Consider the following 26410-nt stretch of genomic DNA (forward strand, 5'->3'; position numbering starts at 1 on the left):
ATATGGATCTGATATACTTCTTTATTATTTTCTTCTTCGTTATTTTACTTCTTGTTATTTCATATATTGTTTTTTCAAAAGTGAAACAAGGAATGGACCAAAGAAGAGTCAGCCAATTGGAAAATGAAATGCAGCCGATTGTTGACAAGTATATGGAATCAGAAAGTGGATCTAAAATTTCAGAAAAAGAAATTTCAGATCTGCGGAAAAAGGTTCAAACCAAGACAGGCCTCCAGGCATTTAATTCTATTTATTTTGCCAGAGTGAAACAGGACGGTTTAACTGAGAAGCTGCATCAGTTGGTCACTCTTATCATTGATTTCCAAATGTTAAATAACAATCGCATCGTGCGCAATAAGTATCGAAAGAGCTATATCTTATATTTGTGTGCTGAATATTATATGAATTCGGAAGAGGTTATTGATTTTGCACTAGAAAGTCTAGAAGATCCTTCGCTATATGTGAGGAATAATGCACTCCGAGTCCTTAGAAATACAGGGAATGTGGATACCATTATTGATGCATATCGCAAAATCTCAAAAGGAAAATTGTACTTTAATAATAAAGTGATTGTGGATTTTATGGGTAGTTTTCGCGGGGATATGCAAGAGTTGAATAAAGCTTTAGCTAGTAATATGGTTGAATTCAGCCCAAAAATACAACGAGGTATTATGGATCATTTTACAAATCGTAGAATAAGTGAATATTCTAATGAGATTTTACGATTCATTGAGGCATCTAGTGATAAGGAAATAATCATTGCGGGAATCCGATATTTTGGAGTCGTTCATAAGCAAGAGGCATACCCATTTATTGTCGAAAAATTCAAAAGTAAAAGCTACGAAATTAGAGCAGTGTGTGCCAGAGCCATTGGTTTATATCCTTGTGAAGAAACGATTACATTACTCAAGGAATATATAAAAGACGCGAATTGGTTCGTACGGTACAATTGTGCTTTTACACTTTTTCACTTAGAAGAAGAGAACATTTTTAATAAGGATAGTTCCATCGGGAAAGTCATTTGTGAAAAGGACACTTTTGCTAGAGATATCATGATTTACACTCTCTATTCCAAAGGTTTAATCAACTCTGATAATGATCAAGTTAAATTAGCCTGCTTCCAGATCGAGAACGTGGAAAAGGAGGAGAGAAGAGATGGATTTAAAACAAATCATCTTGTTCATTAATTTCTTTTTCTTGGTCTATATGTTTTTATATGCGGTGTATGTGTTTTTAAATACCATGGTAGCTTCTTTTCAGCTTGATGATTTTTCTATAAAGAAAAGCCATATGGTTTACCCGCAGCTTAATAATAGGGAGAACTATATTCCTATTTCTATTATTGTTCCTGCCTACAATGAAGAGGTAACGATTATAAGTTCTATCACCTCTTTATTGCACCTAAGGTATCCCAAAGTTGAGATTATTATTGTTAATGATGGTTCGAAAGACTCCACCATGCAAAAAGTGCGGGACCATTTTGAGTTAAAAGAAGTGAAACGCCCTATTCATAAACAAATAAACTGTAAAGAGATAAAGAGTATTTATGAAGGTGATTTTGAAGGAAAGCAAATCGTACTTGTAGATAAACAAAATGGGGGAAAGAGCGACGCTCTTAATACCGGGATTAATGTAAGCAGATATCCCCTGTTTATTTGTATGGACGCTGATTCTATTTTAGAGTACGACTCTTTAGAGAAGATAGTTGTACCGTTTTTGGAAAGTGATGATGTAGTTGCGGTTGGAGGAAATATTAATGTTGCCAATCAGGCCACGATCCAAAATGGTAAAATAGTAAAAATAGATACTCCAAAAAAATGGCTCGTTATGTTCCAAATGATTGAATATTTCCGTGTGTTTCTGATGTCACGTGTAGCCATGAATGGACTCAATGCGAATTTAATTATTTCTGGGGCATTTGGTTTATATAATAAAAAAGCAGTGATTAAGGTGGGCGGATATACTACAGATATCATTGGCGAAGATATGGACTTAATCGTAAAGCTGCACTGCTATTATCGAAAAAACAAACTTCCTTATAAAATTGAGTATGTACCAGATGCCTTTTGTTGGACTCAAGTCCCTGAGAAAGTATCGGTGCTGAAGTCGCAAAGAAAACGTTGGCATATAGGCATGGGACAAGCCCTCTTTTCACACTCTTTTATGTTTTTTCGTCCCATGTATGGAACGGTGGGTATGATTTCTTATCCGTATTTCGTTTTATTCGAGTATATAACCCCGATATTAGAGATTCTCGGAATATTAACGGTTACGTTATCCTTTTTCTTTCATATGATTAATCTAGAATTTCTTATTTTCTTTTTAATTTTTTATATGGTATTTAATATACTCGCTTCCTGGATTTCGATTATATTCTGTAATTATTTATTTAGTGATTCTCTGTCTCTAAAAGGTGTCATTAAACTTCTTGCTGTATCGGTATTTGAATGTATCGGTTATAGACAAATGTGTTCACTATTTCGAATTGGTGCTTTTGTGGGTACACGAAAAGGAAAGCACAAGTGGGGAAATATGGAGCGTGTTTCAATGGAATAAGGGAACGAAAGGATTTCTTACTAATGAGTGAAACAACTTTGAATGTATCAAGAAAAGAAATGAAGTATGTGATCAATTCTTTTCAGTATGCTGAGTTATCAAGCGTGTTGAATGATGTTCTTATCCCCGATAAAAACAATAAAGCTTTTGGATACCTCATTCGTTCTTTATATTTTGATACCCCTTTTAATAAGGATTTCTATGAACGAGTAGATGGAATAGAAAATCGCAAAAAAATTAGAATAAGAACGTATGATGTGAATCATCCAAAGGTAAAGTTAGAGATTAAACGGAAATTTGGCTCTGCACAAAGAAAAGATAGTGTCGTTATTGATCGTGAAGATGCCCAAAGATTAATGGAATGTGATTACGATGTTTTACTAAAATATAATAGTAAAGCAGCGAATACCATTTATAATATTATGAAGATTGATCATTATCGTCCTGTTGTTATCATTGAATATCGGAGAAAAGCATTTATACATCCTACCAATGATATTCGGATAACGCTCGATTCAGAGATACGCAGCAATGAGATTGATTTAGATTTTTTTAACCAAGATACGATTCTGTATCCGCTATTTGATTTTGATACAAAGGTCTTGGAAGTGAAGTATAATAAATTTTTATATCGGTGGCTTAGTGACATCCTAGGAAGATGTGATGTTAAGCAACAATCGGTTAGTAAATATAGTTTATCACGAGGCTTTTTTGAGAATTATATGTCATAAATATCAGAGTATAAAAATGGTGTCTAGAAGAAGGATTGGTTCTTTCTTTTAGACACCATTTTTTCATATTCTTTCGATGGGTTAGGGATTTATTGCGATCGTTTTTTCATACTCTCGAAGGAATGAATAGCAATTCCAGCTATACGACCCTTGTAATGGTCCTGTACAAGTTTGATCTCGGAAACGAGGGTGTGTTTATTTTCATTATGAAACGAGACATGTTCTTCAGGAGTTTTTTCAGTTTCAACGGCAATCGTTATTTTTTTGTTTTCTTGCTCGGCCCAGTCCACTTCTTGCGTGCTGATGTCGATAATCCCATTATTGCCTTCTGCAAAATTTCGATATGCCATGATCGTAGTTTCATCTGTATTTTGTATCAGCCACTGCGATAGGTAACCTTGTCCGTATTTATTATCAAAGGGTACCTCATCAAACCAAAAAGGGATATCCACTCCTAAACTTGTGTTCCTATTTTCAGCGAAATCCTTTAGTTGCAAGAGGAGGGTTTGAAACTGGAAGATGATTTCCTCCTGGTTTGTTTCCCAATTTTCTAACAAATAAGGCTCGATATCGAGATGCATACCTTTAAATTGCTCATGAAGAGGCGCATCTGCTTGGTAGTTATGAAACCATTTTAAAAACTGTTCTTTACTTTCATGGTCTGTAATACCCCAGTCAGGTGCACCATCTAATGCATATACTTCTACCCCTTCTTTTTGCAATGAAGAAATAAAGTTTCTGTAGGTTTCGTTGGTAACCTTTGAAGAGTACTGTAAATATACAGAATGAATGTTCATGTTATGAATGGACTCCACGGTACGTTCCATATCCGTCTCTATAACAGAGGTATCCCAAATCCATGTGGCATAGGGTGCGGTATCTCTGTTTGAGAGCCATTTACCTAGTGCCGCAATAAGAAATATGATCAAAAGAATTGAAATTTTAGCTTTATGACGAATCAAAAAAACACCTTCTTTAATAATACTTAGTCTATTGAAATGTCCACTAACTATTATCTCGAAAAACAGGCTTTTTGTGTCGGTAAAATTTTGTGACTAAATGTATGAGAGTGTAGTTATTGATCGTGAGGATGCTTCTAAGTAATTTTAGTAAAATAAATTGATATTATAACTAATTTTACTTAAATAATATAAAATAAATCATTAAAAATCAGCATTTTACTAGATATATGAACAAAATCATGTCTAGTATTGTAGTTTCCAATATTTTTTGCTACACTAAATTTACTAAAACAAGGTTAATATAACTAGTTATTTTATGTAATCGCTTTATGTAATCGTTTTACTGCTTTCTTGAAAAAAGATGAAAGAAGGATTGAAATGAAGACGCTTAATAAGAACTATTGGTTATTTGGATGTTTCTTTTTACTGTATTTCTTTGTTTGGGCTGCATGTAATATGTTTTTATCTTTGTGGCTGTCACAAGTAGGGGGATTAAGCTCTACAAGTACAGGAATTGTCTTTTCTGCAATCTCTATCGCAGCCATTTGCTATCAACCGTTTTTTGGAATTATTTCAGATCGATTGGGATTAAAGAAAAATTTATTATGGGTTTTCGTAGGACTGTTAGTTCTGATTGGTCCTTTCTTCGTCTATCTATTCCCTGCTTTGCTCAAAACCAATATCATTCTTGCAGCCATCGTTGGAGGCGCTTACCTTGGTGCTGTTTTTAATGGCGGGGTAGGAGTAATCGAAGCCTATATTGAAAAAGTCAGCCATGTAAATGATTTTGAGTATGGCCGCGTCAGAGTGTTTGGTAATATCGGTGCTGCAATTAGTACCTTTGTAACCGGTCATTTATTTGCTACCAATCCAAATATTATTTTTTGGATTTGCTCCATTGCAGCGATTTTATTAGCACTCGTATTAAGCTTTGCAAAAATGAGCGGAAACAATGCTGAAGCGCTCTATAATGGGGATCAGCCCTCCGCACCTAAAGTTTCGACAGTTTCTCTGTTTAAGAACAGAAAGTTCTGGTTTTTTGTAATCTATGTACTTGGTGTTGGCTGTATTTATGATGTATATGATCAGCAATTTCCAGTCTACTTTACTCAGTTCTTCTCATCAGAAGGTCAAGGTACGGAGGTGTTTGGAAACCTTGTCACCCTCCAAGTATTCCTTGAAGCAATCGTCATGGTTCTCGCACCATTTATCATCAATAAGTTTGGTGCAAAACAAGCACTAATCTATGCTGGATTTATTATGTCATTCCGAATACTGGGTTCCAGTATTGCAGACGGCCCTGTTGCTATCAGTCTATTAAAATTAATGCATGCCGCAGAAGTGCCTATTTTACTTGTCGGTGTATTTAAATACATTTCAGCTAATTTTGATATGAGATTATCGGCAACCATCTATTTGATTGGATTCCAGTTTTCAAAGCAAGTAGGAGCCATCTTCTTATCAACCATCGCTGGTAATATGTACGATACTGTCGGTTTTAAAAGCGCTTACCTACTCTTAGGTACGGTTGCCCTCGTCTTTACACTTGTATCCATATTCACGTTGTCTGGAGAGAAGAGAGCGAAACTGGGTGAAGTAAGTCTTTCCTAGTCTCTTAGGTTAATATTCATGGTATGATATTTAAGTAAAATTAACTTAAAAAGTATAGGTGATACCATGATAACTATTAAAGATATAGCAAGACATTCCAAAGTTTCTACTGCAACAGTTTCAAGAATATTGAATAACGATCCGTCACTTTCCGTATCTGAAGAAACAAGAAAAAGGGTTTTGGCTATCGTTGATGAGTTAGATTATAAACCGTTACGAAAGAAAAGTGTGAAGGTAAAAAAACAAGAAGAAGCCTACAGCATTGGCGTCATTATGTTGAATGATGAAACGATTGATCCCTATTTTCAGTCCATTCGACTTGGGGCGGAAGATGCCTGTAATCAATATCCCTTACGTATCGTTTCCACGATGATCGTTGGGAAAAGTCAAATCACAGCTGATAGTGTAAGTGGGTTAGATGGGTTAATTGTCATCGGAGATGTAGATATCGCTGATTTAAAAGGGATTTATGCTCATAACAACAATATAATCGCTGTTGACTATTTACCAAAAGATACGAACGTTGATGTTGTTATCTCTGATTTTGAAGGCGCTACAGAGCTCGTTATTTCCTACTTACTCGAACTTGGGCATACGGATATTGCTTATATCGGCGGAAAAGGAGAAATTTTTGGCGTCAGCAAGTTTAAGACGAGCGATAAAGAAGATACCAGACAGAGTACTTTTGAAAAAACGATGAAGGAAAAAGGATTATATAATCCGGAGAAAGTCTTGATCGGTGAGTGGAGTACAGCAAGCGGGTATACGTTAATGAAACAGCTGATTGAAATGAATGATCTGCCAAGTGCGATTGTTGTCGGAAGTGATCCTACCGCAGTGGGAGTGCTTCGGGCGCTTCATGAAGCAAATATCAGGGTTCCTGAAGATGTATCTATATTTAGTTATGACGATATCGAAGCTGCGGCTTATATGAATCCTCCGTTATCCACCGTAAAAGTGTATGGTGATGAAATGGGAAAAACAGCAGTGAAACTCCTCTATGATCGTTTGAAAGGGAGAACCATTCCACTAAAGGTAATTCTTCCTGCGGAGTTGGTCATTCGAGATAGTGTTAAACCAAAAACATGCTAGAAAGATCAATTAACCTATTATAGGCACGGTTATAAAGGAGCAATCAAATTGAGATAGGAGTTGTTTTATTAAAATGGGAATTCATTATAATTCTGAAAATAAGACCTTCCATTTGAGGGCTAAAGGTACCAGCTATGTAATGGGTGTATTACGTGATGGGTACCTTGCGCATTATTACTGGGGCAGAGGTGTTAGCGACTATCGGCATTCTAATGCTATTCAATATGTAGACCGGGGATTCTCGGGAAATCCTTATGATCATAGACATGATCGTACGTTTTCTCTGGATACATTGCCGCAAGAATACCCGCAGTATGGGAATACAGATTTTAGAAAGCCTGCTTACCAAGTTCAACTGGATAATGGCTCAACCATTACAGACTTACGGTATGTTGATCATAAAATTATAAAAGGAAAAACGCCGCTAGAGGGTCTTCCTTCTACCTATGTTGAGAAAGAGGATGAGGCAGAGACTCTTGAGATCATGATGGAGGATTCGTTGATTGGTCTGAAGGTGATTCTAACTTATACCGTCTTTGAACAATTCAATGTGATTACTCGGTCTGTCCGTTTTGTGAATGAAGGAGCTCATTCTATCAAATTACTCAGCGCACTAAGCTCATCCGTTGATTTTCGAGATGCCGAATTTGACTTTTTACACCTGCATGGCGCCCACGTAAAAGAAAGACATATTGCACGTCAGCCGCTGCGTCATGGAATCCAGTCTGTGGAAAGTACAAGAGGGGCAAGCAGTCATCAACATAATCCGTTTATGGCGCTTCTCAGAAAAGATGCAACTGAAGATCATGGAGAAGTATATGGATTTAACTTTGTCTATAGCGGGAACTTTTTAGCTCAGGCTGAGGTGGATCAATTTAGAAATACGCGTGTAACGATGGGAATTAATCCATTTGATTTTAGTTGGAAACTGGAGAACGGCGAGAGCTTCCAAACACCTGAAGTTGTTATGGTGTATTCATCCGAAGGGCTTGGCGGGATGTCTCGAACATTCCATGAGTTATATCGTACCCGTCTAGTTAGGGGAACTTACCGAGACAAAGAACGTCCGATATTAGTTAATAACTGGGAAGCTACTTATTTTGATTTCAATGCAGAGAAGATTATGGATATTGCTAAAGTAGGTCAAGATTTAGGGATTGAATTATTTGTTCTTGATGATGGCTGGTTTGGCAAACGTGATGATGATACTACCTCGCTGGGGGACTGGTTTGTTGATCGCAATAAGCTCCCTGAGGGTCTTGATCATCTTGCGGAGAGTGTAAACAACATAGGTATGCAGTTTGGGCTGTGGTTTGAACCGGAGATGATCTCTGTTGACAGCGACCTGTATCGTGACCACCCTGATTGGTGTCTTCATGTACCCAATCGCAGCCGTTCGGAAAGCCGTAGACAGCTTGTACTCGATTTTTCGAGGGATGATGTATGTGAAGAAATTACGAAACGGGTTTGCAACATCTTGGCGAGTGCTCCCATTTCGTATGTGAAATGGGATATGAATCGACATATGACGGAAATTGGTTCGGCTCTTCTTCCGGCAGATCGGCAAAGAGAAACCGCACACCGTTATATGCTGGGTCTATATAAAGTAATGGATGCCATTACATCTTCTTTCCCGGACGTTTTATTTGAAAGCTGCTCCGGTGGCGGTGGAAGATTTGATCCAGGAATCCTGTATTATATGCCGCAGACATGGACTTCTGATAATACAGATGCGGTATCACGTTTGAAAATACAATATGGTACAAGTCTTGTTTATCCGATCATTTCAATGGGATCCCATGTTTCCGCTGTTCCCAATCATCAAGTTCACCGAGTCACATCGTTACAGATGCGGGGAGATGTAGCTATATCCGGTAATTTAGGATATGAGCTTGATTTGACTCAAATGACGGATGAGGAGAAGGAGATCGTCAAAGAGCAAGTTTCCAATTACAAAGAAATCCGTGGATTAATTCAGTTTGGAGACTTCTATCGACTGGAAAGTCCTTTTGAAGGCAATATTACGTCTTGGCTGTTCACGAATAAAGATAAGTCAGAAGCCATTGTATTCTATTTCCGTGTTTTAGATGAGGCAGCTGCACCTAGCACCTTCTTAAGACTAAAAGGAATCGATCCTGCGAAGCAGTATGCACTAGCTGGAGATGAGCAAGTATTCGGCGGGGATGAATTAATGTATGCTGGTTTGCATATTCCCGTTGAGATAAAAGGGGACTTCCAAAGCTTAGTTTGGCATTTAAAGGAAGTGTAGTTCTTTATGGAGAAGAAGGCAAGAGATAGAATCTCTTGCCTTCTTCTTTTGATTAATGATTGATGTACGGGTTTTACAGTTGTGTGAATGTCATTGACAAAATATTTGTCTGTGATTAATATTGTGAACATATTTAAAAGAGTGAACACACTTAAAAATTGAATAACTAGCAGGCTATGATTGCTATGGATCACACTATAGCAGGAGCAGCTTCTGGAGAGACCATGAAATATTTCATGGCGCCGAAGGGTTCACAATCTCAGGCAAAAGGACAGAAGAGTACTAGATAATTTATTTGTTATACATATTTATGTGTTTAACGAATCTTATTTATTACTTTTAATGACCTTGAGAGATTGGAGAATATCCAATCTCTTTTTTTATTTTTATTTTTGCTGTTTAGGGTTGAAGAAAAGAATTTTTAGAATGGTAAGGGAGAGATACGTATGGCACAACAAGAGTTACAGAGGGGTTTAGAGAATCGTCATGTACAGCTCATCGCGATCGGCGGAACGATTGGTACTGGATTGTTTTTAGGATCTGGTAAAGCGATACAACTGGCCGGCCCTTCAATCATCATTGCTTATCTAATCATAGGTATCGCCATTTTTTTTGTAATGAGGGCACTGGGGGAACTGCTGTTATCTAAAGCGGGTTATCAGTCCTTTACGGATATTGCCGAAGATTATCTTGGTCCGCGGGCAGCATTTGTAACGGGATGGACTTATTGGTTCTGCTGGATCATGACCGCTATGGCGGATGTAATTGCGGTTGGAGTGTATGTACAATACTGGTTTGATATTCCCCAGTGGGTACCCGAAGTTATCTGTGTAATTATCTTATTAGGACTTAATTTGTTAACAGTAAAGAACTTTGGTGAACTCGAATTTTGGTTTGCACTAATTAAGGTAGTCACGATTCTCGCTTTAATTGGTATTGGCGTTATCTTGCTCGTGATTGGATTTAAAACAGATACAGGAATGGTTACGGTAAAAAATATTTGGGAGCATGGTGGAATCTTTCCACACGGAATATCTGGATTCTTACTTTCGTTTCAAATGGTTGTGTTTGCCTTTGTCGGTGTGGAGTTAGTAGGCGTATCGGCTGCGGAAACATCGAATCCAGAAAAAAATATTCCATCGGCCATTAATAAAATTCCTTTACGAATTTTGTTTTTCTACGTTGGTGCAATTATTGCCCTATTATGCATCAGTCCTTGGACGGAGCTTAGCGCAACCGAAAGTCCTTTTGTTAAAACATTTAGTTTAGTTGGGGTCCCAATTGCTGCAGGAGTGATTAACTTTGTCGTATTAACTTCAGCTGCTTCTGCTTGTAATAGTGGAATGTTCTCAACCAGCCGAATTTTATATAGTTTAGGAGGCAATAAGCAGGCACCTTCCTTTTTCTCTAAACTAAATAAACATCATGTGCCCAGAAACGGATTATTGGTATCAACGCTTGTCCTATCCGCGGGAGCTCTGCTTAGCAAACTGATTCCAGAACAAGCATTTGGAGTCGTCACCACAATTAGTGCCATTTGTTTCATTTGGGTCTGGGGTGTACTCCTCATATGTCATATCAAATATAAGAAAACACAGCCTGAGTTACATGCAAAATCGAAGTTTAAAGCACCGTTCACACCTTTTGTGAATTACGTTGTCTTAGCACTGTTTGCATTTATTCTCGTTATTATGCTGTTTGCGGATGAAACACGTCCAGCATTACTGTTAACTCCTCTATGGTTTGTTTTGTTATATATTTTGTACACTCTGAATAAGAAGGGGACTGCGGACTAATATGCTGACATGGGAAGAGGTATTCACCGTACAAGTTAAGATTGATAAGTCAGCCGAGCTTCAGAATAGTGATGGAGATACAGTGATCATGATTTCTTTTACAGGCCAAGTAAAAGGGGATCTATTTCAAGGGGAAGTATTAGACGGAGGAGTAGATACTCAGATCATCAGTAAGTCCGGCAGCCACAGTCTATCTGCTAGATACATGCTTCACGGCAAGGATTATACGGGAGAAACCTGCCAGATTTATATTGAGAATAATGGGAACTTTCATAAAAATGAGAAGGAAGCTTTGTTTCGAACCTATCCTAAATTAATAACGAATAGTAAAGCACTGTCTTATTTCAATGAAGAACTATTTGTAGCAGAAGGCTTTCCAACCGAAACCGGGGTAGATATTAAGATATACAGGTGGGTATAAACTAAAAATGTAAATAGTAAGACCTCTTTTCTTGTTGAATGAAGTCAGCGCAGTGCATGACTGAGTCGCAGAAAAGAGGTCTTTTCTATAAGGTCTTTTTATAAGCTTATTGCGTGATGTTAATCCATCTTGTCTGTTTTTACGTGTTTAGTCATTACATAGAGGGAGGTTGCGCCAGCACCAACCGTTCCGCAGATGATATCCCACATCGTATCCGTCAAACTGCCATTTTGTGAATTGAGACTGAATAGATGATCCACCGAAAACTCATAGATCTCCCACATTCCAGCCATGGCAATAGCAAAGAATAAAGAGAACCAAATCATAATGTTGGAGGGCAGGCTATCCATCCCTTTATGCTTTACCATCTTATTCACGATGAACTGGCCAACGAAGAATAAAATAACGCCAGACAGCAGATGTTCAATTTTGTCCAGATAGGGAATGACACCATACATACCAAATAGATTGGCAAGCATCATCGTAATTGTGATAAAGATCAGCACTGATAGGTACAGTGCAGGAGGCAACTCCGTTTTGGTCCACTTCATTACCCCTCTTAAAAATAGCAGAACGAAAATAATAAGACCCGCTTGAAAGGTCTTGTCATAAGCTCCAGTCATAGCAAAATAGATAACCGATACTCCACATATAACGAACAACACCAATTCAAAAATGTTATTAAACTTATGATTTCTAGAAGTATCTCGCATTTCTCGCATCGTAGTTCCTTTCTGACTTATATGATAGTAAGTAACTATCTTAACAAATGTATTATCACCAGATCAAAGTTGCCTCATACAACAATTAATATTATTCAAATACTTTATAAAAGGTACGGAGAGTATAAGCTATTTCACAAACTAACAAAGGTATGTCACCTATTCATCCATGGGCATAGGATGCCGATATAATATGTATTGAGCAATTGAAATGTTTAGAACAAATTGGACAAGTAGGAGGGCCTCATATTCTAAAAAGCAATAAATTCAGCTGAAGAATGAACATCGTCCTGTTCAACCATCTCGTGTATTTGAAATGAGAGGATTTTTTTTGCTGTTAAAAAGATAGGATTCATAAAGGAGTGTAATGACATGGGATTTGGAAGCAAGCTGAGAAACAAAATTACATTTAAAATGACAATCGGTAGAAAATTAATCGGTTCTTTTATCATTGTTTCCCTATTACTGGGGATGATCGGATCGATAGCAACTGTATATTTAACTAAAGTAGATAGTACATACACAGATTTAATAGATAGAAGAGCAGTCATATTATCTAACATGTTAAAAATCCAAGTAGAAATTTCGAAAGAAAATAGTTTGATACGGGCTTATATTGTGACCAAAGATCCTGAGTTTTTAGACAAATTAGCAGTGGAGTATGAAACAGCTACCAAACTGATTGCAGAGACGCAGGTGTTGTCTCATATCCCTGAGTTTGATGCAAGATTGCAGGAACTCCAAGAAGGAAATAGTCAATTCAAACAAAAGTATGAGCAATTAATTGAGATGATCCAAGGGAATGCTTCTTCAGCACAAATTACGGAGTATTTCCTGAGTGAAGTATTTCCACTCGGAAATGATCTGGATCCTTTAGTAGAACAACTGGCAATCGACCAAATGGAGTCGATGAATGAATCAAGCAAAGAAAGCTCGGCAGTAGTTAAAAATGCCATTATCACTGTTATGGTGATTAGTATTGTTGCATTTATTTTGGCAGTGCTTATTGGCTATCTCTGTTCACGTTCCATATCGAGACCGGTAGTGGCGATTACCTCAGCTGCTGAGCAAATTGCGCTTGGGAATCTGGCAGTAAAAGATGTCAAAGTAAAAAGTAAAGATGAGATTCGAACTTTGGCGAGTTCTTTTCACCAGATGAGGGATAATCTTCAGGATTTAGTTCGTCAAATCAGCATTAGTTCAGAACATGTAGCTTCATCGTCTGAAGAGTTAACCGCAAGTTCAGAGCAGTCGAGTCAAGCATCCGAATCGATTACAATAACGATCCAAGAAGTATCCAACAATGCCCAAATGCAATCGAGAAGTGTAGATGAGAGTCTCCAGGCAATTCATGAAATGTCATCTGGGGTTCAGCAAATTGCTTCTAACGCACAAATGACCTCCTCGCTCACTATGGAGACGGCAAGCAAGGCTATTGAAGGTAACCAGTCCATACAATTGACTGTATCGCAGATGGAGTCCATCCAGCTCACCATGAACAATTTAGTGAATGCGGTGACGGACATGGAAGAACAGTCAGAAAAAATAGAAATGATCGTTGAAGTGATATCAGAAATTGCTGCACAGACGAATCTGTTAGCTTTAAACGCAGCGATCGAGGCCGCTAGGGCAGGTGAACATGGACGAGGTTTCGCAGTGGTTGCTGATGAAGTAAGAAAACTAGCGGAACAATCATCACAGTCGGCAGGACAAATAACAGAGCTCGTAACGACGATTAAAGAGCGGACGCATCATGTAGTGGAAACAACAGAAGCAGGCGTGAAGGAAGTCAGCGATGGAATTGGGGTTGTTCATAAGACGGGCGATTTATTTGAGGTGATTAAGCAAAATATAGAAGAGGTTTCTAATCAAGTTCAGGAAATCTCGGCAGCTTCTCAGCAAATATCAGTAAGTACAGAGCAGGTCGTTCACTCCATAGGACTTATATCGGATGGCTCCAAGACGGTTGCTGCTGAATCGCAGAATCTTGCTGCATCCACGGAAGAACAGTTAGCTTCAATGGAAGAGATAACAGCATCTGCTGCTTCACTGTCTACGATGGCGGAGGACTTGCAAGAACTAGTAGGTAAATTCAAAGTATAATTGATAAGCGTCAGAATACGGTCTCTCCGTATCTGGCGTTTTTCGTGTTTTTCAGGATATATACATGATCATTTTAAAGATTTACAACATCTCATTCTATGTCATAAACAGGAAAATCCTTGTAATATGAATGAAGCAAGTATAAAGGAGGTGTTCCTGTTGGCTATTGAACAGCTGGTTTTAAGCTCTGTCTTCATTGCAGGTTTATTGTCCTTTTTCTCTCCGTGTATATTACCGTTACTTCCTGTGTATATCTCCATTTTATCTACCAATGAACAGGGACAAACAACAAATAGTATGGGCTCGCTGTTTAAGGGAAAGCTGAACCTTCATTTGTTGCTGAAAACGTTTATTTTTGTAGCCGGCTTATCCACAAGTTTTATTATACTCGGCTTTGGAGCGGGCTTTCTAGGCGCTGTACTGAATACAAGCTGGTTTATCGTTGTCTGTGGTGCCTTTGTGGTATTGCTTGGATTACATCAAGTTGGTTTGTTTCAGGTCTCTATTTTAAATCGTGAAAAAAAAGTGCAGATCAATCGAAGTGAAAAACGAGATCTTGTTGGTACTTATCTATTAGGTTTTACGTTTAGTATCGGCTGGACTCCATGTATTGGACCTATTTTAGGTGCCGTACTAGGTTTATCTGCAAATGAAGGTCAGGCATTATACGGAGCATTCCTTATGTTCATCTATGCACTTGGCTTACTTATTCCGTTTTTAATTCTAGCTCTATTTTCCGATGTTTTACTGCGTAAGGTAAAAAAATTAAATAAGCATATGAACAAAATGAAGATTGCTGGTGGTGTCATCATTATTATTATGGGGCTGTTCCTTATGACCAATAATTTAAACTGGTTTACTACACTGATCCCACAGTAAAAGGAGTGGAAACAATGAAAAAGATGATGCTGATTTTGCTCGCAGTAACCATGATCTCCTTGCTTGCTGCTTGTTCATCCGGAACGAAGGCAACAGAAGCAGGAGGTACTACAAGTGCAGAAGCAACCAATTTCACTTTAACTGACATTGACGGCAAGACACACAGCTTATCCGATTATGCAGGAAAAAAAGTATATGTGAAGTTCTGGGCATCCTGGTGTTCGATCTGCTTAGCAGGTCTTGAAGAGGTAGACGAACTTGCAAAGAACGATGAAGATTTTGTTGTCTTAACCATTGTTTCTCCAGGATATAAGAATGAAAAAGAAACAGGGGCTTTTAAAAAATGGTTCAGTGGTGTGGAAGAAGCAGCAAATACAACGGTGTTGCTTGATGAAGGCGGTAAAGTAGCCGATGCATTTGGGGTTCGTGGATATCCAACGTCTGCGTACATTGACTCGGATGGAAAACTCATTCAAACCCTGCCTGGTCATGCGGGTAACGAACAAATCATCGAAAAATTCGCATCAATCCAATAAAGGAAAGGCTGTGAAGACGAATGAAGAAAATGGGATGGTTTCTGCTTTTGGGACTGGTTATTGTAATCGCAGGATGCGGAACGGTAAAAGCAACGAATGGATCAGGGTTATCTTTGAAGGCAGAGTCAAAGTACCCGGAGAATCCAAATGTAAATTTAGCTTTTGATGAGAATAATCTAGAGGAAATCTGGCTGGCTGGCGGCTGCTTCTGGGGCGTCGAAGCATATATGGCCCGTGTGTACGGCGTTTATGATGTGACATCTGGTTATGCAAATGGACACACGGAGAACCCTACTTATGAGCAGGTGATTCGCGGTAATACAGGATATGCGGAAACTGTTCATGTTACGTATGATCCAGAGCGCGTTGATTTAGAGAAGCTGCTAACTTATTATTTTAAAATCATTGATCCAACGATTCTAAATCAGCAAGGAAATGATCGGGGAGAGCAATACCGTACAGGTATTTATTATACAAATGAGGAAGATAGAAAAGTCATAGATAAAGTTGTGGCAGCGGAACAAGAACGTTATGATGATCCAATCGTTACGGAAGTTGAGCCCCTGACCGGTTATACACTGGCAGAAGAATATCACCAAGATTATCTAGAGAAGAATCCAGACGGATATTGCCACGTTGAATTTGATTCATTAGAAAATCAGGAGATTCCTTCTCTGATCGATCCTGCTCTATATCCAAAGCCAAGTGAGGAAGAGATTAAAGCAAAATTAACGGACGAACAATATGAAGTTACTCAAGGGAAAGGCACAGAACGAGCATTCTCCAATGAATATTGGGATAATTACGAACCAGGAATTTACGTGGATGTAGTAACAGGCGAGCCTTTATTCTCATCTGCAGATAAGTATGACTCGATGTGCGGATGGCCGAGTTTTACTAAACCGATTGACCCAGCTGTTGTGCTTGAATATGAAGACACCAGTTATAACATGGTTCGCACCGAAGTAAGAAGCCGTACGGGGAACAGCCATTTAGGTCATGTATTTGAAGACGGACCAGAGGACCGTGGGGGATTAAGATATTGTATTAACAGTGCCTCCATTACTTTTATCCCGCAAGCAGATATGGAAGCGGCCGGTTATGGATATCTGGAACATCTTACAAAATAGATACAATATTGTACAATATATATAAGGTAAACAAGGGAGATGGTGAAAGCCATCTTCTTTGTGATGGACATATGGTCCAAGCCTTAAGAAGGAGGAGACAATGTATAAACTACTTCTAGTTGATGATGAACCCATCATCATTCGAGGAATTCGTTCCTTTGTTGATTTTGAAGCATTGTCCATCTCTGAGGTATATGAAGCCTCAAACGGGGAAGCCGCGTTAGAAATTTTCAAACAACACGAACCTGATTTTATTTTAGCTGATATTAATATGCCGAAGATGAATGGGCTTGATTTTGCCATTGCGGTTAAGAGTCTAAAACCAGACGTGAAAATTGCCCTGGTGACAGGCTATGATTATTTTGATTACGCTGTTTCTGCTTTAAAAGCAGGTGTGGATGATTATGTATTGAAGCCAGTTTCTAAAAAAGATATAGAGCAAATGCTAAGGAAACTCATTGAAAAAAGACAACAAGCGGACAATTACATAGAGGTGTCACGACTTGTACAAGATTTGAAAAAGAGTACAGATACAGCAGATGACACGGGTTATAAAGTGAAAATACAAAAAGAGATCGAAGAGAATATTGCAAATAAGGATTTTTCCTTAACGTATCTAGCAAAACAGCTCGCTCTCAGCACATCGTACCTCAGCAGTCTTTTTAAACGTCTGTACGGTCAAACCTTTCAAGAGTACATGGTAACCATGCGCCTAGAACGTGCCAAGATTCTGCTGCTCAGCACACATATGCGAGTGTATGAAATTGCAGATGCGGTTGGTTTTGAAGATCCGAACTATCTGAGTGCCTCATTCAAACGAAAGTTTATGCTATCCCCTAACCAATTTCGGGAAAAGGCACGGGAATGAGGATGCCACGTTTCTTTATATTTAAAAAACTGCGTGTTCAAATCGCTCTCCACTATATTGTTTCAAGTGTGCTGACCCTGCTTTTTATCGGAATTATTCTTTACTTTAGCATTGCATCCATTGTTCAGAAAGAAGCAACCACGAATACGGAAAATGCAGTGGAGCAGAGCGGAATGTATATAGATTTGTATATTGACCGGCTAAAAGCTCTCTCGTGGTTGCTTGCGGAAAATCCGCAGCTTGTCGATTATTTTTCAAATACAGACCGGCAGCAAGCAGACAAAGAAATGATTCTTAGCATGATTGATACATCCATAGCTACAGATCCGTTCATTGAGTCGATTGTCATAGTCAGTAAGGACGGGCAAATTATCTCGAATGAATCCGGTTTATCGATGAGCATGTCCAGCAATATGATGAAAGAAGCTTGGTATGTATCGGCCATTGATAATGGGAACGTTCCTGTTCTAACTTCGGCGCGCATGCAGGATTTTAGTATGGATAAAGATAATTGGGTCATCTCGCTCAGTCGTGAAATTAAAAATGAACAGGGCAGAAATATTGGTGTTCTTCTCATTGATGTTCAGTACAAAGTAATAGAAGACTATCTAGAGAATTTAGATTTAGGACATACGGGCTTTTCTTTTATTCTAAATGCCAACCATGAGGTCGTATATCATGAAGATCCTGCATATTTTCAAAATCAAATCAAACAGCAGGAACTGTATGAAATTGCTCTAGATCCAGCAGCTTATGATCAGACAGAGCAGACCTTCACACATCTGTATTCCTTACGTAATGCAGACTGGATTTTTGCAGGGGTATCATCCCAAGATGAACTGACCGCAATTAAAAATAAATTGTTTAACATTTTCATCCTCTTCGGCTTCGTATTTCTCGTTATCGCAACGGTCAGTGTCGTTCTTTTTACAGGCAGGATTACCACGCCTTTTCGGAAATTAGAGCGAGCCATGCAAGATATTGAACAAGGACTTACAGAGATAAAGGTTGATAGCAGAGGATGTTATGAAGCGCAAAGCCTTTCTCGGCACTTTAACGGTATGATGATGGAGATTAGAAAACTAATGCAGGAGATTACGGACAAAGAAAAGGATTTACGGCGCTTGGAAATCAGCACACTGCATAGTCAGATCAATCCCCATTTTCTCTATAATACGCTTGATACCATCGTGTGGATGGCAGAGTTTAATGATAGTGAGAAAGTCATTGAAATGACGAAAGCGTTGGCACAATTTTTCCGTTTATCTTTAAGCGGAGGAAATGAGCTGACGACGGTGGAGAATGAACTCGATCATGTAAGGCAGTATCTATTTATTCAAAAGGAACGTTACGGCGATAGGCTTGTCTATACCATCGATTGTGACCCCTCCTTATCACGAGTACAGATGCCTAAGATTATCTTACAGCCGATTGTTGAGAATGCACTGTATCACGGGATACGGGGACTGGATCGTCAAGGTATAATCGAGGTTCGCGCAGAGATGGATGAAGACCAAGTTATTTTTACAGTTCGGGATAATGGAGATGGATTTGATAAAGACGCACTATTGCAAAATCGAGCGAATCAATCGACAAAACTTGGCGGTGTCGGAATTAAAAACGTAGATGAGCGTATTCAGTTGTATTACGGCCAAAAGTATGGGGTAAACATCCATTCAGATCATAATGGGACAACCGTGCGCATCGTAATATCAAAGACGCTGGATTGAAATGAACTTATATATTAGATGCTAGGTGTCGTTTCCTTTAAACAGGAAGCGGCTTTTTTTCGTTTGTCAGGAGTGGTTTGTGTGAGGTGAATGCTTGCATAAGGATACAAAATGTTTCATTTACATACGTTACCCGCCATATATTCTCTTGTATATTTAGATGTAAGTGCTTACAAGAGGAGAAAGTCTCTTTTGTAGTGAAAAAAAGGGTTAAAGGGTGGTCTAAACATGAGAAGAAAAGAAAAACAGATATCTTTATTCATGGTATTGATCTTGGTGTTAAGCACGTTTTCGTTCAACATGGGGACAGCGAAGGCAGCAGATGTAAACAGTACATATATCAAAAATGGGGGATTTGAATCCGATTTTTGGACGGACAAGTCTTGGACTGTGGAACCGGAATTGCGGGATCAAGTGAAAATCGATCATTTCGCTTATGCCGATGATTCCTCGATCACAGTTGAAGAAGGAGACCATGCATTTAAATATTGGATTGATAATACAAAGGAGGCTACTGATACCCAAGTAGTCACGTTAAAACAGTCAATTAAGTCCCTTCCGGCTGGAACTTATGAGCTGTCAGTGAGGTCAATGGGCGGAGCTGATAAGGAGGCGGGAAGCGTTGAACTATTTGCGGGAAATGACAAAGCAGCAGCGGTTTCTACCACTGAATATAATGCTTGGGGAACAGCCAGCCTGAAATTCGTCCTAAGACAAGACGCTTCTGATTTTGTCATTGGGGCCAATATAAGCGGTTCTCCAGGTGCATGGGGATATATCGATCGTTTTGAACTGAAGCAAGTAAGTACCGATACAACCCGGCCGGAAGATGCAAATATTTTTGTGAAAAAGGTAGAAGGACTCTCACCTGATTTTATTAAGGGTGTTGATATCTCCAGCATCATTTCTTTAGAAAAAAGTGGAGTGAAGTTCTATGGTGAGGACGGAGAGGTACAAGATATATTTACAACGCTAAAAGAAGCCGGGGTCAATTATATTCGGGTACGTATATGGAATGACCCTTTTGATTCTGCTGGTAAAGGTTATGGCGGCGGTAATAATGATGTGAAAACCGCGATAGAGATCGGTAAAAGGGCTACTGAAAATGAGATGAAGCTGCTGGTGGACTTCCATTACTCTGACTTTTGGGCCGATCCTGCCAAACAGCATACGCCCAAGACATGGGCAAATCTGAATTTTGATGATAAGAAGAATGAACTGTATGAATATACAAGGGATAGCCTGCAAAAGCTGCGCAAAGAGGGCATTGATATTGGTATGGTACAGATCGGTAATGAAACCAATGGGCAATTTGTTGGTGAAAAAGATTGGGCGAAGATGAGTCAGTTGTTTAATGCGGGAAGCCGTGCAGTTCGAGAGATTGATTCGAATATTCTGGTCGCTTTGCATTTTGCGAATCCAGAGGCATCAGGCAGGTATGATTCCTATGCAAAAGAATTAAAGCAAAACGAAGTGGACTATGACGTGTTTGCGAGCTCCTATTATCCATTCTGGCACGGCACACTGAGTAATTTAACTTCGGTTTTAAAACAAGTTGCCGATACCTATGGAAAGAAAGTCATGGTTGCAGAAACCTCTTATGCATATACGAAAGAAGATGGTGACGGACATGGAAACACTGCGCCGGGTCCTAGTCAAACGTTAAACTATTCCATTACTCCACAAGGTCAGGCCAACTCCGTCAGAGATGTTATCCAAGCGGTGGCGGACGTCGGTGAGGCAGGAATCGGTGTTTTCTACTGGGAGCCTGCATGGCTTCCGGTAGGTCCGAGAGAAAACTTGGAGCAGAATAAAATCAAATGGGAACAGTATGGATCGGGCTGGGCATCCAGCTATTCAAAAGAATATGATCCTGATGATGCAGGAAAATGGTACGGCGGAAGTGCCGTCGATAATCAGGCTCTATTTGATTTTGACGGACACCCGCTTCCTTCACTGAACGTGTTCAAATATGTGGATACAGGGGCGGTTGCTCCCGTTGCTATTGATGAAATTAAGGATGTAGCTGTGACGGCGATTGCAGGAGAGAAGATCACTTTGCCGACCGTTGTAAATGTTACTTACAATGATGGAAGTACAAGGACGTTATCGGTTGTGTGGAATCAAAGTGAGCTGGAACAAGCCAAAAGTAAAGGTGCAGGCAGTTATGTGATTAGTGGAATAGCAGAAGGTGAAAGAACGGTAAAGGCTATTCTTGAAATTAAGAAAGAAAATCACGCCCTTAATGCAGGCTTTGAGAGTGATAATCGGAGTATGTGGAAAATCACTTATGGAGAAGGAAGAGAGCCGCATACGAAATATCAGGATAAAGTGACAGATGCAAAATCGGGCAACTATTCTCTGCATTTCTACTCAGCAGAAGCAGTAGACTTTAGAGTTGAGCAGACGATCTCAGGCCTGAAGGCCGGCTATTATAATCTCTCTATGTTTATTCAAGGGGGGGACGCGCCTGATTCCGATATGAATCTTTTTGCTGTATCCGGCGGTAAGGAAGTGAAAGTGGGTACAGATGTAGGTGGATGGGCGCAGTGGAGAAATCCAGAGATTCAGAACATTCTAGTTACCGATGGAACCATTACAATCGGAGCGAATATCAAAGCAGGCGGCGGTGCTTGGGGAACCATTGATGATTTTTATCTGGGCTATGTAAAAGAGGTGGAATCCGCTCCTGATTCAGGTACGGGAACAACGCCGGAGAGTCCTGGAGGAGAGCAGCCTCAGCCAGAGGCTCCTACTAATCCAACTCCAACTCCTGAGAATCCAGCTCCGCCTGCAGACTCACAGCCAAATGTTCATCAACCGTATATGAAAGGATACCCGGATGGAACCTTTAAACCTGATCAAGCGATGACCAGAGCGGAAATGGCCGCAGTCTTATCACGACTTCAGGCAGGACAAGAGGTAACCGCTCAGACAGTAAACTATACGGATGATTTGGGTTGGGCAGCAAATGAGATACGGGAAGTAACTTCAGCAGGTTTAATGACAGGATATAGGAACGGAACCTTTGGACCGAATAAGATGATAACCAGAGCAGAGATGGCGGCAGTTGTGGTGCGCTGGATGGATTTGAGTGGAGATTCCTCTTCACCATTCACGGATACCAAAGGTCATTGGTCAGAACAAAATATAGCCTTGGTGCAAAAGGCAGGTTATATGAAAGGAATGCCTAATGGAAGTTTTGGACCGAACCAATATCTAAGCCGAGCAGAGGCCGTAACTCTAATCAATAGAGTATTAAAAAGAGGACCAATATCCGGCAGCACGGCTTCATCATGGTCTGACGTGTCACTAAATCACTGGGCCTCGCAAGATATTGAAGAAGCCACTGTGAATCATAATTCTGCTCAGGATGATGATAAAGAAGTAAAAGAATAGATGTAGAACGTTCACTTTCGGTGTACGTTAAGATGCGGTACAGGGATGACATCCACTGTGCCGTATTCTTGTTATTCTTTGATGGAATGCAATCCTAACAATCAGTAAAATTTACAGAGTTTTCTATTATTTAAAAGTAGGTAAAATAGTGATATGCTAGGTACAGGTTCAATTCATCTAGAAAAGGTGTGCAAAAGGCAGTATTATCGCATGAATGATAGCGCATACATCTTTTCTTCAAATACTAGCGTATAAGGACGGTAATTATGAGCAACAGACAAACCGAAACAGACGTAATCTTAATTGGTGCTGGAATCATGAGTGCGACTTTAGGGACATTGCTAAAAGAATTAGTACCGAACTGGAACATTAAAGTATTTGAAAAGTTAGCAAGTGCAGGTGAGGAAAGCTCTAACGAGTGGAACAATGCAGGAACGGGTCATGCCGCACTCTGCGAGCTTAACTACACAACTGAAAAAGCGGACGGCTCGATAGATATTAGTAAAGCAGTAAATGTGAATGAACAGTTTCAAGTATCTATGCAGTTTTGGTCTTATCTAGTAAAGAGTAATTTGATTCGCAATCCACATGATTTCATCATGCCATTACCCCATATCAGTCTAGTACATGGCGAAAAAGATGTAGCATTTTTGAAAAAACGTTATGAAACGATGATAGGCAATCCTTTGTTTCAAGGCTTGGAATTTTCTAGTGATCCGAAGAAACTGAAAGAATGGATTCCGCTTATTATGAAAGAACGTAAATCAAGTGAGCCTATTGCTGCCACAAAGATGGAAATGGGTACGGATGTGAACTTTGGCGCTTTAACACGCATGTTATTTGGCCACTTAAAGAACAAAAACGTTGATATCAAATATAAACATAGTGTCGAAGATATAAAACGAAACAGTAACGGATCTTGGGAACTAAAAGTACGAAATGGCAACGGACAGGTCGAACGTCATACAGCTAAATTTGTTTTTGTTGGCGGCGGCGGGGGCAGTCTTCCATTACTACAAAAGTCAGGAATTCCCGAAGGAAAACATATTGGCGGCTTCCCGATTAGCGGACTATTCATGGTATGTAATAACCCGGAAGTTATCGCAAAACATCATGCTAAAGTGTATGGCAAAGCTAAAGTGGGTGCACCACCCATGTCAGTTCCGCATCTGGATACTAGATTTATTGATAATAAAAAGTCATTACTTTTTGGGCCGTTTGCCGGCTTCTCGCCAAAATTTTTAAAAACCGGATCTATGTTCGATTTGATCGGTTCAGTAAAACCAAACAATGTACTCACGATGCTCGCAGCTGGAGCTAAAAATATGTCTTTAACAAAATACCTCATTCAACAAGTGATGTTATCCAAAGAAAAACGGATGGAAGAGTTGCGAGAATTCATTCCAGATGCCAAAAGTGAAGATTGGGATTTGCTTGTATCGGGGCAGCGCGTCCAAGTCATTAAAGATACCGCGGCTGGCGGCAAAGGAACACTGCAATTTGGTACAGAAGTGGTAAGTGCCTCCGATGGCTCAATTGCTGCTTTACTGGGTGCTTCTCCAGGGGCTTCAACTGCTGTTCCTGTTATGCTTGAAGTTATTGAGAAATGTTTCCCTGAGCATTTGAATAATTGGAAACCGAAATTAAAAGAAATGATTCCTTCTTACGGAATGTCTTTAATGAAAAATCCTGATCTCATCCATCAAATTCATACCTCCACTGCACGGACACTTGGTCTAAACAACGGTGAATTGCAATCGTTGATCAAATAATGCACACAGGCATCGTTCCCGCTAAGAAGCGGAGAACGATGCCTGTTATTATATATACGATCTTATTTGGTTAGCGGGTCTCTACTTATAATCAGCGACACAGCGAAATCCGATATTTCCGGTTGAGCTGTCAGGCGTATTGGAACTGCGAGCAGCAACCCGATATCGATTGCAGTAGGAGCTGTGACACAAGTAAGATCCTCCTCGCATAACTTTGTGTGATCCATGTTCCGGTCCTTCAGGATTAACCCTGTTACCGAGAATACCCGCCTCTGAGCTAAACCAGTCGGAGCACCATTCCCATACATTCCCCACTACATTATAGAGTCCATATCCATTTGATTCGAAGGAGTGAACAGGCGCAGTACCCACGTACCCATCGCTCGCGTGATTCTTTTCAGGGAATTTACCTTGCCATATATTGCACCTATGCTGTCCACTTGGTCTTAGTGAATCACCCCAAGGATAGCCCTTCTGAACCAATCCTCCGCGAGCAGCATACTCCCACTCTGCTTCGCTCGGAAGACGCTTCCCTGCCCAATGGCAGTAGTTGACGGCATCGTTCCAGGATACGTGAATGACCGGATGGTCTCCGCGTCCCTCAATCGTAGAACCAATCCCTTCGGGCTGATACCAATAGGCACCAGGGATGCCCTTCCACCAGGGTGTCCCGGGGACATTCATTCTCTCCGCCAGCCCTACAGATGGAGAGACGAAAGAATGGAATACAAAGGACCATCCGTACTTTTCTGCTTCGGTAACATAGCCGGTTTCTTGGACAAAACGAATGAACTCCTCATTTGATACAGCATAAGGGTCGATATAGAAGGAATCGAGTGTAACTTCTCTGACAGGACCTTCTCCGTCAGCAGGAAATCCTTCCGAGTCATTCGTTCCCATGAGAAAGGATCCTCCGCCGAGAAGAACCATTCCTTCTGTGCTTAATTTGGTTGGGTGTATTTTAGACCAGGAGATCGTACTTAGAACGGAATTCCGATTCACGTTGCAGCATGAGCGATTAGCGGGATCTTGTTTTGCAGCATCTGCGTCGATTTCAATCACCTCATCCAAATTTATGGTTTGATATTTTGCATAGATTATTTCCACAATAACACAAATTTGGATTATATCTAGAGGGTAAATTAGGCTGCGTTGTTCTTGATAGAATAAGCTTCATATAAATATTCCTAAGAAAAAAACACCTTTTTGCTAAAGGATCAGCATGTTGCCGATCTTTTAACTAAAGGTGTTTATTATGAAACAATAATAAGGAATGCCTACTCTGGGATTACCTCATATGCTAACTTCATGATAATCTCTTTATGCTCAGGGTATGTAGCCAAGAGCTGATCTTGTGTAAACATTTCAAAATCTCGGAATTCAAATCCAGGTGAAACCATGCATCCAACGAGGGAGAAGGTATCTTCGTCCATCACAGAGGAACCAAAGATTGAGTTTTTAGGAACGAGAATTTGAGGAACTTCGCCTTGCTCCAAATTGATTCCTAATTTGTGCGCTTTATATTCGCCGTTCTCATCAATGACATGAATCGTAAGCGGACTTCCTGCATGATAGTACCATAGCTCGTCTGATTTCAAACGATGGAAATGGGAGATATCATTGGAACCGAGGAGAAAATAGATACTGGTATAAAGCTTTCTAGTTCCTTCAAAATTCACACTCAGTTCTTGATCTGAGGTCTGTTCCTTAGATTCGAAAGTTCTTTTATAATATCCGCCCTCTGGGTGTGGTTCGAGTCCTAGTTTGGATACATAATATTGCGCGTCTTGTCCTTGCATAGCTGTATACCTCCTATAGATCTGTACTATCTTT

The 26410-nt window shown here is 39.8% G+C and carries 20 protein-coding genes and 1 riboswitch; of the genes, 16 read left to right on the plus strand and 4 right to left on the minus strand.

Annotated elements, in window-relative coordinates; translation table 11 throughout:
* Positions 1-2 precede the first annotated feature (2 nt).
* The 3 genes from H9647_RS17805 to H9647_RS17815 are packed head-to-tail and all read left to right on the plus strand — an operon-like array spanning position 3 to position 3287.
* Positions 3-1187 carry a HEAT repeat domain-containing protein gene (locus tag H9647_RS17805; protein ID WP_191802459.1) on the plus strand — a complete coding sequence of 395 codons (1185 nt, stop codon included), beginning with the start codon at positions 3-5 and terminating at the stop codon, positions 1185-1187.
* Positions 1156-2556: a glycosyltransferase family 2 protein gene (locus H9647_RS17810; protein WP_191802461.1), complete on the plus strand. Its 1401-nt coding sequence runs from the start codon at positions 1156-1158 to the stop codon at positions 2554-2556. Before H9647_RS17805 ends, H9647_RS17810 begins: the two co-directional genes overlap by 32 nt.
* Before the next feature lie 23 nt (positions 2557-2579).
* Positions 2580-3287 carry a polyphosphate polymerase domain-containing protein gene (locus H9647_RS17815; RefSeq protein ID WP_225229384.1) on the plus strand — a complete coding sequence of 236 codons (708 nt, stop codon included), beginning with the start codon at positions 2580-2582 and terminating at the stop codon, positions 3285-3287.
* A gap of 89 nt (positions 3288-3376) precedes the next feature.
* Here the strand turns inward: H9647_RS17815 and H9647_RS17820 are convergent, their stop codons facing one another.
* The gene (locus tag H9647_RS17820; RefSeq protein ID WP_191802463.1) at positions 3377-4249 is read right to left on the minus strand and encodes a hypothetical protein; all 873 of its coding nucleotides are present in this window, start codon (positions 4247-4249) and stop codon (positions 3377-3379) included.
* Positions 4250-4627: 378 nt separating this feature from the next.
* Here H9647_RS17820 and H9647_RS17825 point away from each other — a divergent pair, with 378 nt between their 5' ends.
* From H9647_RS17825 to H9647_RS17845, 5 genes are all read left to right on the plus strand, one after another.
* Complete coding sequence (locus H9647_RS17825; RefSeq protein ID WP_191802465.1) at positions 4628-5860, plus strand: MFS transporter; 1233 nt, start codon at positions 4628-4630, stop codon at positions 5858-5860.
* 66 nt (positions 5861-5926) lie between these two features.
* Positions 5927-6952: a LacI family DNA-binding transcriptional regulator gene (locus H9647_RS17830; RefSeq protein WP_191802467.1), complete on the plus strand. Its 1026-nt coding sequence runs from the start codon at positions 5927-5929 to the stop codon at positions 6950-6952.
* Positions 6953-7025: 73 nt separating this feature from the next.
* Complete coding sequence (locus H9647_RS17835; protein WP_191802469.1) at positions 7026-9221, plus strand: alpha-galactosidase; 2196 nt, start codon at positions 7026-7028, stop codon at positions 9219-9221.
* Between the two features lie 203 nt (positions 9222-9424).
* Positions 9425-9506, plus strand: a riboswitch (glycine riboswitch).
* Positions 9507-9667: 161 nt separating this feature from the next.
* Positions 9668-11017 carry an amino acid permease gene (locus H9647_RS17840; RefSeq protein WP_191802471.1) on the plus strand — a complete coding sequence of 450 codons (1350 nt, stop codon included), beginning with the start codon at positions 9668-9670 and terminating at the stop codon, positions 11015-11017.
* 1 nt (position 11018) lies between these two features.
* Positions 11019-11438, plus strand: a complete 420-nt coding sequence (locus H9647_RS17845; protein WP_225229385.1) for a DUF3237 family protein — start codon at positions 11019-11021, stop codon at positions 11436-11438.
* Positions 11439-11557: 119 nt separating this feature from the next.
* On the opposite strand, the gene H9647_RS17850 is transcribed toward H9647_RS17845, so the two are convergent.
* Positions 11558-12160 carry a hypothetical protein gene (locus H9647_RS17850; protein WP_191802472.1) on the minus strand — a complete coding sequence of 201 codons (603 nt, stop codon included), beginning with the start codon at positions 12158-12160 and terminating at the stop codon, positions 11558-11560.
* Positions 12161-12532: 372 nt separating this feature from the next.
* On the opposite strand from H9647_RS17850, the gene H9647_RS17855 reads away from it, so the two are divergent.
* The 8 genes from H9647_RS17855 to mqo all read left to right on the plus strand — a co-directional run bounded on the left by H9647_RS17855 (position 12533) and on the right by mqo (position 24577).
* Positions 12533-14263 (plus strand): methyl-accepting chemotaxis protein, encoded by a 1731-nt coding sequence (locus tag H9647_RS17855; protein ID WP_191802474.1) that lies wholly within the window; start codon positions 12533-12535, stop codon positions 14261-14263.
* Positions 14264-14422: 159 nt separating this feature from the next.
* Complete coding sequence (locus tag H9647_RS17860) at positions 14423-15142, plus strand: cytochrome c biogenesis CcdA family protein (protein ID WP_191802476.1); 720 nt, start codon at positions 14423-14425, stop codon at positions 15140-15142.
* 14 nt (positions 15143-15156) lie between these two features.
* Positions 15157-15678 (plus strand): redoxin family protein, encoded by a 522-nt coding sequence (locus tag H9647_RS17865; RefSeq protein WP_191802478.1) that lies wholly within the window; start codon positions 15157-15159, stop codon positions 15676-15678.
* 20 nt (positions 15679-15698) lie between these two features.
* Positions 15699-16808, plus strand: coding sequence for a peptide-methionine (R)-S-oxide reductase MsrB (msrB, locus tag H9647_RS17870; RefSeq protein ID WP_191802479.1), 1110 nt, complete (start codon positions 15699-15701; stop codon positions 16806-16808).
* A gap of 100 nt (positions 16809-16908) precedes the next feature.
* Positions 16909-17676: a response regulator transcription factor gene (locus H9647_RS17875; protein WP_191802481.1), complete on the plus strand. Its 768-nt coding sequence runs from the start codon at positions 16909-16911 to the stop codon at positions 17674-17676.
* A complete protein-coding gene (locus tag H9647_RS17880) occupies positions 17673-19406 on the plus strand; it encodes a sensor histidine kinase (protein WP_191802483.1) in 1734 nt (577 codons plus the stop codon). The genes H9647_RS17875 and H9647_RS17880 overlap by 4 nt, the downstream gene beginning before the upstream one ends.
* Before the next feature lie 228 nt (positions 19407-19634).
* On the plus strand, positions 19635-22805 hold the full coding sequence (locus H9647_RS17885; protein WP_191802485.1) for a glycosyl hydrolase 53 family protein: 3171 nt from the start codon (positions 19635-19637) through the stop codon (positions 22803-22805).
* A 266-nt stretch (positions 22806-23071) separates the two neighbouring features.
* Entirely contained in the window at positions 23072-24577 is a 1506-nt protein-coding gene (mqo, locus tag H9647_RS17890; protein WP_191802487.1) for a malate dehydrogenase (quinone), read from the plus strand.
* 81 nt (positions 24578-24658) lie between these two features.
* Here mqo and H9647_RS17895 read toward each other — a convergent pair whose 3' ends face one another.
* Positions 24659-25552, minus strand: coding sequence for a formylglycine-generating enzyme family protein (locus H9647_RS17895; protein WP_318245336.1), 894 nt, complete (start codon positions 25550-25552; stop codon positions 24659-24661).
* A 302-nt stretch (positions 25553-25854) separates the two neighbouring features.
* On the minus strand, positions 25855-26376 hold the full coding sequence (locus tag H9647_RS17900) for a cupin domain-containing protein (protein WP_191802489.1): 522 nt from the start codon (positions 26374-26376) through the stop codon (positions 25855-25857).
* Positions 26377-26410 lie beyond the last annotated feature (34 nt).

The organism is Paenibacillus gallinarum (genome assembly GCF_014836635.1).
In the GTDB taxonomy this organism is placed as follows: domain Bacteria; phylum Bacillota; class Bacilli; order Paenibacillales; family Paenibacillaceae; genus Paenibacillus; species Paenibacillus gallinarum.